Here is a 9,301-nt window from a genome sequence, read left to right as displayed (position 1 = left end):
GATAGGGGACTTGCGTGGGAATAATATCCCAATCGATCGGAGGGCGCAAGCTTTGCGCCCCTACAGTAACGGATTTTGTCCACAATGTAGGGGCGAACTGCGTTCGCCCAAAAGGTACATTATCAAAGCGCAAGTCCCTAGGCAGTCTAAATTAGGAGAAATGCTGTCAGGCGCATTATAGTTTGTTAATGCACCAGAAAAGAAAAGCGATCGCTTAGGATAATATAAGCTGTTGACTATCTAAATTACTCGTTAAGATTGCAGGGGAGCGGGGAGCACCGGAGCAGGGAGAAGCAGTTTGAGCATTTGTACTAAAATTTCCCCTACGCAGTTTAAATTCAGTACAGCTTATCATTATGCAATTACTAAAACTGACTCGGTAGAATTATTGCTAAATCTCTTAATAGCTTGTTTATGTTTTAAAATAAGACTGATTAGATGATGAGTGGTACAATTTCCAATCCTCAGCCAGATGAACTTTGGAGGTTGGCCATACAACAAACTCCGTTGATAAAAATCAGAATCTTTCGAGACAATTATAAATCCATTGATACACGCATATTCCCAAATCCTTTGATCGGGAAACCCTTTTAGGCCACAATCTCTAACATGAGTGCTATCGGGAAAATGTGATACCAGCAACAGAGGTAGTTTAGGTGATAAATTTTCGTCAAATAGCAGCTTCATAGGGAATAACCATTAAACGACGATCCCTCTCGGCGGCAAATGCAAAACAGGCTTGTATATCTTCTAAGGTAAGATCGGGGAAATCATCTAATATTTCTTCAATAGTCATCCCTCCTCCTAGATAATCAAAAATATCTGCTACTGCAATACGAGTATTGACAATGCAAGGCTTGCCACTGCGAATGTCTGGGTTAATCACAATCCGATCTCGATATTTAGCTGCAAAAGACATAGTAATAATTGTTGTTGGCTAATGATTATTATAGCTTAATACCATTTTTCTAAAGTAATGGCAGAGATGGTTAATTACCCTCACCTCAACCCCCCCGACATCGGGGGGGGTTGGGGGGGAAAGGGGAGTAGAATGTCTGCCACGAATAAAGAAAAATGGTAAGCTGTTCGTAATTTAAATTGCTTGTTGAGACGAGGCAAGGGGGAGCGGAAGAGAGCGATTGCGTCGAGTTTGTTGTTGCCACTGTTGGGTATCAACATCAGTAAAAGTATTATTGTTAGCAATTTTTTTCAAAGCATTGGCCATTTTCTGACCGTTAGATCGATTTTCACCAATGATATTTTCTTCTAATAAGGTAATATAAACATTAACAGGATGTTCGGAGTTGATTTCAGGGGTTTCATCAAGCCATTGAAGGGTATTATTTGTCAAAATTGCTTTAAAGGTTTTTAGCATAGTTTTCTCCACCGTTAAATGATACAGGATAAATGATTCAGACTAGCCCTAACCCGATTTTAACACAAAACCAACCCAACCAACTCCCCTGACCTCAATCTTTTAAATTAACGTCTTTGGATCATTTCATAATCAAAAGTTCATTACCAGAGCGAAAAAATTAGGCAAAATGGTGATAGTCACTTTACCTGTTTTTAAGGGAGGCTAATTCATCTGCGATGACTGGGTGAAAATTAATCATTAAATCAATTCAGGTTTAAGTGACTGACCAATCTTCTATTTTGAATTCGTCAATTTGTTGAAAGTCGGTACTATTACGAGTTAAGAAAATTCCTTTGTTTGTTAAAGTAATTGCTGCTATTTTAAGCTCCATTTTTCCCAGACGAGGGTACAATTTTCGCAAGCGTTGATATTCTAACATGGCGACTTGATTGAAAGGAATTAACACAATTGACTGATAGTCAATGATTAATTGTTCTAACCCTTGATAAGCTAAAATTTGCTGTTCTACTGTTTTTGCTTTGGATATGAATAAAAGTCTTCCTCTTACTTGTTCTTCATAGGTAATAATTGTAACCGCCACTTCTGGATTATCTAGGGTGGCTAACTTTTTTAATATTTGCTTTCCTTCTTTTCCATTCCGTTGAATAAAGCTAAGGTGATCGGTATCAAAAATCTATGTCATGTATTAAAGTTATCACTCAACAGATTTACGCCATTCTTGTCCTAGTTTAACCACTTCATCAAAGGTTTGATCTTCCTCAAAACTTCCCGCTATCTTTAACCACCAAGAATGGGGTTGAGTCAGTTTTTGTTTAATTTATAATAATTCTGTTTCTAAAGCAGTCACTCTTTGTTCAAGGGTTAAAGAGTTATCTAGAATGGGATTGATCTTCATATCTCTCTTTAATGGTTACGAGTATCAATAGTATTTTATCTTATGTTTATTGAATTCGTCAATAGACAACAAATAAAGCGCATTATACTTTGTTAATGCACCCGATAAAAAAGCGATCGCAATTGAATATTTTAATCAGTTATTTCTTGAGTTTCTTCATCCCAAAACCTAATCCTAATAAACCAAAACTTAACAAGCTTGAAGGTTCAGGAATATTTACTACAACGGGATTTTGAGTAACACTCACCATGCCACTATTGGTAAAGCTTAATCCAGTTACGAAAGCAAGAGGATTAGTAGGATCAAGCATTTCCATTGTGTCAATACCGCTAATACGGAAGCTACTAAAGCCCATAGTATTATAGTCTAATAAGTTGAAGGATGTTCCAGCTGTCAGAGGAAAACTACCAACACCGCCGGGTAATTCTAGGGTGAAGTTACTGTCTCCATTGGGTAAGGGACCAGGAATTAAAACAGAAGCAAATAACGGACCTCCTGTAACGGCATAATCATAACCCACTGCCACATCGGGATCGAAGAAGAAGATTTGACCCGGGACTATAGGAATATCGACAAAACTAAAACCATCGGGATTAGTGGGGTCTGGAGTTGGTAAAAAGGGATTTTCAAGAGTACCATCACCTATTGCTATATCTATTGGTACTACAACCATCATAGAGGCTTTGCTAGGTAATGCGGTCACTCCCAACAAGAGGGCCGATGTCATAGCGACCGATAGAGATTGTAGCAAGGGTTTAGTTGATTGATTGGGTTTAATTGCCGTTTTCATCCTAGAATAATCCTTAGTTGAACTTAAGTTACGTTTAAGGGTACTACAGGCTTTTAAAAAATAACCTAGATTTATCTGTCAGTGATTTAATCAATGGTTTACAATCCTTGCAACAACGTTATTTAATTCAAAGGGAGCAAAACCGATTTCAATTATCATCTATTTTTAAAGAGTATATCAAAAGCGATCGCTTTTCCCAAATCTGACTATAAGAGTTTGATCCCCCTAAATCTCTCTTAAAAAGGGGGACTTAAAGCTGAAAAAAGGGGCTTTGCGCCCCCTAAAAATCTTTAGTCAACGGCTTAAAAATCTACACCAGACTATAGACAATTACCAAACCCAAAACTGCGGCAAAGACAATTAAAGCGTAGAATTGGGCGCGACCATTTTCGAGGTATTTGAGACCTTCACCACTGACAAGAGTAGCTAAACCGGTTAAATTCACTGCCCCATCGATAACGCGATAATCCACTTCCATAATTTGCCGTGCGAGACGACGACAACCCTGGACAAAAACTCGATCATAGAGATTATCAATGTACCATTTGTTCAGGGAAAAACGATACAAAACGGGGAATTTTTCGGCAATAGTTGCGGGGTCAATTTTCTTCTGGAGATACATCAAAGAAGCGACAGTAATCCCGATTAAAGCAATCCCCACCGAATTACCCGCCATAATCAGAAACTCTGTCCAATCAAAAGCATGAACTTCTTCCACCACTTCGTTAGGAACATGAATAAAACCCTCGAAGAAATTCTGCCAAGGTTTACCCACCAAACCGATTAACAAAGAAGGAACCGCTAAAATCATTAGAGGTAAAGTCATCGTAATTGGCGATTCGTGGGGTTCATGGGCATGATGGCCGTGGTTGTCTTCTTCCTGTGCTTCCGAGTCTAATTGCTTAACATTCATTGCCCCCGGTCCAAAAGCTGGAATCGCGCCCGCATTGGCTAACAGTCGGCGTTTAATCTCCTTATTAGTGCCTCTAAACTCCCCTTCAAAAGTGTTAAAGTACATCCGGAACATATAAAAAGCTGTTAAACCCGCAGTCCCCCAACCGATTAACCATAAAGCTGGGTTCGCCTCAAAAGCTAAACCGAGAATTTCATCCTTCGACCAGAAACCAGCGAAAGGAGGAATCCCACAGATGGCCAGAGTTCCCACCAGGAAAGTTAGGGCAGTAATGGGCATATACTTGCGTAAACCGCCCATCATCCGCATATCTTGCGCTAAAACCGGCTCATGACCGACCACATCCTCCATACCGTGGATGACCGAACCGGAACCGAGGAACAACATCGCTTTAAAATAAGCATGGGTCATCAGGTGGAATAACCCCGCACTATAAGCACCGATACCCATAGCCATAACCATGTAACCCAATTGGGAGATGGTGGAATAGGCTAAACCCTTTTTGATATCATTCTGGGTGAGGGCGATACTTGCCCCTAGAAAGGCAGTAAAGGCCCCCGTCCAAGCAATTACCGTCATCGCCGTGGGAATTGGCTCAAAAACGGGATACATCCGGGCAATCAGGAAAACTCCGGCGGCCACCATGGTGGCGGCGTGAATCAGGGCCGAAATCGGGGTCGGACCTTCCATGGCATCCGGTAGCCAGACATGAAGGGGAAACTGGGCTGATTTGGCCACGGGTCCAAGGAAGACTAAAACGGCGAATAATGCCGCTAAACTGCCGGCAATGGCTCCAGAAGAGACTAATTCCTCTAGACGTTCACCCATGATATCAAACTCGAAGCTGCCGGTAGCCCAGAAAAGACCCAGCATTCCCAGTAATAAGCCAAAATCGCCGACGCGGTTGGTAACGAAGGCTTTTTGACAGGCCTCGGCAGCCGCCGGACGAGTGAACCAGAAACCTACTAGCAGATAGGAACACATCCCCACCAATTCCCAGAAAACGTAGATCTGGACGAGGTTGGGACTGATGACCAAACCGAGCATAGAACTGCTAAAAATGCTCAGATAGGCGTAAAAACGCACATAACCGGGGTCGTGGGCCATGTAACCATCGGTATAAATCATCACCAAAAAGGCTACGGTGGTGACGATAACCGACATTAAAGCGCTGAGGTGATCGATCGTATAACCCATTTTCAGGTGAAAGTTACCCGCCGATGCCCAATCGATCATTTGGTTGTAGGGAGCGTGTCCATTGATTTGACTCCACAACAGCGCAAAAGACAGCACCATCGACGCGCCGAGGGTAGAAATGATCAATACAGCATTTACCTGTCGCAGACGATTGGTGACTTCATTAAAGGAAATTAAGCCCGCGCCGACTAGGGTAGCGCCTACCAAAGGCAGGACGGGAACTAGCCACGCGTACTGATAAAGCGGTTCCATTCAGTAATACCTAGTTTACAACTTCACACTATTTGGTTTATCTTCATCTATTGTGACATAGGTTAATTCTTAAGAAAGTGTTTATACCTAGTTCTGCTCAATAAGGCGGCGAAAGGTCAAAGGATCTTATCAATTTGGCAGTTTAGCGAGCGGGACAGTAATTTTTAGGGAGAAGCGTGAAAATTATCGAATAACCACGAAAGCAAAGAAACAATCAAACCGCCAGAAAAGGAAATTATCGCCACGCTCGCCTCGCTACCAAGATAACGGGATAAAAAACTGCCTTGAATTTGGGCGATCGGTAGTCGCGGATTTAACCCCACTTGGATGCTGTTGGTATTGCCGGAAACGCTCACTTCTAAACCTTGTGATGCCTCGGTAATCTGCAAGTTTTCCCCCGTGGTTTTTAGTTTGAGGTTTTGGTTGCTATCCTCTCGGATAATTTTTATCTGATTTAATATCTCTACTCCAGGTTTCTCGACGATCAGGAATTGATTTTCTTCTAGCTTAAGATCCTGTTGAGCCATCCGGATATTACCAGAAATAATTGTCGATTCCACTAAGTCATCTCTCACATTATTACCGGTGATAATCGGTCGCTCAAATCTAACATTATTAACTTTAATATTGCGCCAAAAAATAGGCTGTTCTTTATCTTGAGAAAGTTGTAAATTAACCTCGATCGCTTGTTGTATTTCTAATTTAAATTCGGTGGTGCTGAGATTAAATTCGAGGGGAATATCCTCTTTTTTTTGGGGTAAATTAGCAATTTTATAACCAGAGAGAGTTATTTTAATCGGGTTGCCGCTAGGGTTAAATGATAAATTTACTGGTTGAGAATTTGGCTGCAAACTAAAAGCCAAAAGATTATTAAAAGGCGCGTATTTGAGATTTTTTACTCTAGTTTCTTTTTGTAAACGGAGTTCTTGCAGGATAAAATCCGCCGTCGGGGTAATTGTTAAAGTGCTATTTTCCCGGATTGATTCAATTTCTAGTCGCTCTCGTTTATTGAGTTCGGGATCTGCAAGACTGCTAAAGGTACCAGCGAGGGTAAATTTTTTCAGTCCCGATAGATCTATTTGGGAAAGATTATCGACATCTTTGAGCAATAAACTTTCGTTTTCTTGACAGGTAAAACTAAAGCTTTTTACCAATAAATTGCCTTCAAAGTTTTGTTTAACTGGGATAATTCCCCAAAAAATCGACAGGAAAACAAGTGCTAGAGTAACTATAAAAACTGTGCAAAACTTGAGATTTTTCCTGATAAATCGCCAGAAACTTTTAAAATTATGCTTGGACTTCATTTTAGCCACTGGGGATTATGTTCAAAAGTTATATTAATCGGGGCATTTCTGGGAGGAGCATCATCTTGTTCTAATAAAGCTTTGACTCGCAATTCGTACAATCCCGCCTTAGCCAGTTTACCATCAGAAGTACGACCATCCCAACTCAAGAAAATTTCTCCTTTTGGTTGCCAGTTAGGGCGAGAAGTCTCATAGATAACCTTGTTGTTCTGGAGGATTTGTAATTCTTTGATCTGGCTACGCACATTAGTAAAAAAGACGAGATCGTATTTTCCCGACGGATTAAAAATAACTGGCAAATAGATCAATCTACCCTCACTGATATAGGCCGTGGCCCGCAGACTGTCAAGGACGATATTCTCCCTGTCGATAACATCATTCGACCATTTAAATTGATATCGAGAACCTTGAGGATGCAAGGTAATAGGATCGAGTTGATAATTTTTCCGCACAGAACGCACCCTCACTTTTGGGGCTAAATTATTGCGGGCAGGCACTTCTAGCTGCAAGTAATCACTCATCCCCCGAATCCGGCCGATAGAAAGGGAAATAAGACTAAAACTGCCTGCAATATCGATCGGGGCTATTCCTTCACAGCGGTTGTCATTATCTCTCCGGATATAATTGCTAAATCTAGTATCTCCCTTGCCACAGTTTTGAGCTTGAATAGCAGGGAAAAGTGAGAGCAAAACAAGACTAAAAATTGTTAAGTTCAGGGCAGTAATTGTTTTTTTCATCTAGTGTAACCTTCCATTCACATAACTGTTTTAAAATTTGAGTTGCGGTATGAGCCACAGCGATACCAGCATTGCTATTGAGTCGGGACTCGTTAACTGTATTAAACACCAATCCGATCACCCGCATTTCTGGATCGAGTACGGGACTCCCTGAAGCGCCCTCTGCCAGACTCGTATCGATTAATAAATGGCCTGTGCTAGATTGAATGTTGATTACTGTAGTCTTGTATTGAGACCAATCTTTTGATTCAGGATGTCCGATGATAGAAATCGGTGTGTCTGGGCTGATCTTATCTTGATAAAAGGTTAAAGAGCCGATATCACTGGGCAAATCCCTGACTTCCAGCAAAGCTAAATCCAATTTTTCATCGGGTTCGTTGATGTGAACTATTTTCGCCACTGCACGAGCGCGGGGAAGGTTCGGTAGATTTTCGCCGTAATAGGGTTCCACTTCCAGATTATCGCCCCTCTGTTCCGTGTCACTATCAACCACCACATGACGATTGGTGATAATCCACACCGTTGTTCCCTGGCGTTTGATCACATAACCCGTACCGTAGTTTGTCCCCTTGGCGTTACCAGTAAAGACAACACTGATTTTAACGATCGATCGCTTGATCCGGGTGAGGGGATCGTCTTGAGGTAAATATTTAGTATTATTCAAAGCTATGATCTGCTCTGGTTGTTGCTGCAACGATAACAAGCGCCGGGCCTCTTGCAGGTTATTGCGAGCAAATTCAAACTTCGGATCGATTTTTGTCGCCTTCTCGAACTCAGCGATCGCTTGCTCTAGCTTGCCCTGTTCCTGTAGGAGCAGACCCAAACCATTATGGGCAAGGGTGTGAGCGGTAGTAGGAGTCCCAGTAGTATTATCCGGTAAATCTAAGGCCCTACGGTACATTTCCTCCGCTTCCGTCAGTTTTTTCTGGTCATACAGCACGAGACCGAGATTGTAGTAAGCATAGACAAACTTATCATCAAGAGCGAGCGCCCTGCGGAACATTTCCTCGGCTTCCGTCAGTTTTTTCTGATCCCTCAGCACGTTACCGAGATTGTTGTAGGCAGGGACAAGCTTATCATCAAGAGCGAGCGCCCTACGGTACATTTCCTCCGCTTCCGTCAGTTTTTTCTGGTCCCTCAGCACCATACCGAGATTGTTGTAGGCATAGACATACTTATCATCAAGAGCGAGCGCCCTACGGTACATTTCCTCCGCTTCCGTCAGTTTTTTCTGGTCATATAGGACATTACCTATATTTTTGTAGGTTTCTGGAAGTTTTGGATCGAGAGCGAGAGCTTTTTGACAGAAAATCAGTGCTTCGTCTAACTTATTTTGACGGAATAGCGCAGCGCAGAGATTGCTAAAAGCCACAGCACTGTTAGGATCAAGCTGAATAATTTGTCGCCAGATTCTTTCGGCTTCCGGGTATTTTTTTTGCGCTTGAGCGGTTTTACCCTGTTGCCATAACTGCTCTAGTGTTTGTGCCACTGTTGTCGGCGGCATGATCATCAATGCCAAAGTTAACACCCAAGCCAGCCGCACCACTTTCATAAGCTGATTGAAAATATTCTATCTATAGGTTAACAGATAGCAATGGAGTCAGGAACATTGCTGCATCTTAGTCAGTTAAGTAAGTAGTTATAATTACATTGAAGATAGATTTTGCCTCTGATCCCCCCTGCTACCTTGATAAGGGACTTGCGTGGGAATAATATCCCAATCGATCGGAGGGCGCAAGCTTTGCGCCCCTACAGTAACGGATTTTGTCCACAATGTAGGGGCGAACTGCGTTCGCCCAAAAGGTACATTATCAAAGCGCAAGTCCATAAGGGGG

General features: G+C 42.0%; 9 protein-coding genes and 1 pseudogene. 1 reads left to right on the top strand and 9 read right to left on the bottom strand.

The genetic code is table 11. The features are described 5' to 3' along the window. Positions 1-354 precede the first annotated feature (354 nt). The 5 genes from IM456_RS19045 to IM456_RS19025 all read right to left on the bottom strand — a co-directional run bounded on the left by IM456_RS19045 (position 355) and on the right by IM456_RS19025 (position 3,063). Entirely contained in the window at positions 355-687 is a 333-nt protein-coding gene (locus tag IM456_RS19045) for a DUF5615 family PIN-like protein (RefSeq protein ID WP_149986737.1), read from the bottom strand. Beyond that, positions 671-919, bottom strand: a complete 249-nt coding sequence (locus tag IM456_RS19040; protein WP_149986738.1) for a DUF433 domain-containing protein — start codon at positions 917-919, stop codon at positions 671-673. The genes IM456_RS19045 and IM456_RS19040 overlap by 17 nt, the downstream gene beginning before the upstream one ends. 174 nt (positions 920-1,093) lie before the next feature. Further along, positions 1,094-1,375: a hypothetical protein gene (locus IM456_RS19035; protein ID WP_149986739.1), complete on the bottom strand. Its 282-nt coding sequence runs from the start codon at positions 1,373-1,375 to the stop codon at positions 1,094-1,096. A gap of 256 nt (positions 1,376-1,631) precedes the next feature. Continuing rightward, positions 1,632-1,958 (bottom strand): type II toxin-antitoxin system VapC family toxin, encoded by a 327-nt coding sequence (locus IM456_RS19030; RefSeq protein ID WP_253881189.1) that lies wholly within the window; start codon positions 1,956-1,958, stop codon positions 1,632-1,634. A 454-nt stretch (positions 1,959-2,412) separates the two neighbouring features. Then, positions 2,413-3,063 carry a PEP-CTERM sorting domain-containing protein gene (locus IM456_RS19025; protein ID WP_287693262.1) on the bottom strand — a complete coding sequence of 217 codons (651 nt, stop codon included), beginning with the start codon at positions 3,061-3,063 and terminating at the stop codon, positions 2,413-2,415. 53 nt (positions 3,064-3,116) lie between these two features. Between IM456_RS19025 and IM456_RS19020 the strand changes: the two are divergent. Continuing rightward, a pseudogene (locus IM456_RS19020) lies at positions 3,117-3,269 on the top strand (ATPase); the annotation flags it as partial. A gap of 104 nt (positions 3,270-3,373) precedes the next feature. Here the strand turns inward: IM456_RS19020 and IM456_RS19015 are convergent. The 4 genes from IM456_RS19015 to IM456_RS19000 all read right to left on the bottom strand — a co-directional run bounded on the left by IM456_RS19015 (position 3,374) and on the right by IM456_RS19000 (position 9,018). Beyond that, positions 3,374-5,425, bottom strand: a complete 2,052-nt coding sequence (locus tag IM456_RS19015; RefSeq protein WP_104397469.1) for an NAD(P)H-quinone oxidoreductase subunit 5 — start codon at positions 5,423-5,425, stop codon at positions 3,374-3,376. 164 nt (positions 5,426-5,589) lie between these two features. Continuing rightward, a complete protein-coding gene (locus tag IM456_RS19010) occupies positions 5,590-6,729 on the bottom strand; it encodes a hypothetical protein (RefSeq protein WP_287693263.1) in 1,140 nt (379 codons plus the stop codon). Further along, the gene (locus IM456_RS19005; RefSeq protein ID WP_287693264.1) at positions 6,726-7,466 is read right to left on the bottom strand and encodes a T9SS type B sorting domain-containing protein; all 741 of its coding nucleotides are present in this window, start codon (positions 7,464-7,466) and stop codon (positions 6,726-6,728) included. Before IM456_RS19005 ends, IM456_RS19010 begins: the two co-directional genes overlap by 4 nt. Continuing rightward, the gene (locus IM456_RS19000; protein ID WP_287693265.1) at positions 7,426-9,018 is read right to left on the bottom strand and encodes a tetratricopeptide repeat protein; all 1,593 of its coding nucleotides are present in this window, start codon (positions 9,016-9,018) and stop codon (positions 7,426-7,428) included. Before IM456_RS19000 ends, IM456_RS19005 begins: the two co-directional genes overlap by 41 nt. Between the last annotated feature and the right edge of the window lie 283 nt (positions 9,019-9,301).

The organism is Microcystis sp. M079S1 (genome assembly GCF_020246425.1).
Classification (GTDB): Bacteria; Cyanobacteriota; Cyanobacteriia; order Cyanobacteriales; family Microcystaceae; genus Microcystis; species Microcystis aeruginosa.
Note: the sequence above shows the minus strand (reverse complement) of the source record. Positions and strands in the feature narration are given on the sequence as shown.

Coding starts and splice junctions, on each gene's coding strand:
- IM456_RS19045 (WP_149986737.1), bottom strand. CDS start 687: ATGAAGCTGCTATTTGACGAAAATTTATCACCTAAACTACCTCTGTTG.
- IM456_RS19040 (WP_149986738.1), bottom strand. CDS start 919: ATGTCTTTTGCAGCTAAATATCGAGATCGGATTGTGATTAACCCAGAC.
- IM456_RS19035 (WP_149986739.1), bottom strand. CDS start 1,375: ATGCTAAAAACCTTTAAAGCAATTTTGACAAATAATACCCTTCAATGG.
- IM456_RS19025 (WP_287693262.1), bottom strand. CDS start 3,063: ATGAAAACGGCAATTAAACCCAATCAATCAACTAAACCCTTGCTACAA.
- IM456_RS19015 (WP_104397469.1), bottom strand. CDS start 5,425: ATGGAACCGCTTTATCAGTACGCGTGGCTAGTTCCCGTCCTGCCTTTG.
- IM456_RS19010 (WP_287693263.1), bottom strand. CDS start 6,729: ATGAAGTCCAAGCATAATTTTAAAAGTTTCTGGCGATTTATCAGGAAA.
- IM456_RS19005 (WP_287693264.1), bottom strand. CDS start 7,466: ATGAAAAAAACAATTACTGCCCTGAACTTAACAATTTTTAGTCTTGTT.
- IM456_RS19000 (WP_287693265.1), bottom strand. CDS start 9,018: ATGAAAGTGGTGCGGCTGGCTTGGGTGTTAACTTTGGCATTGATGATC.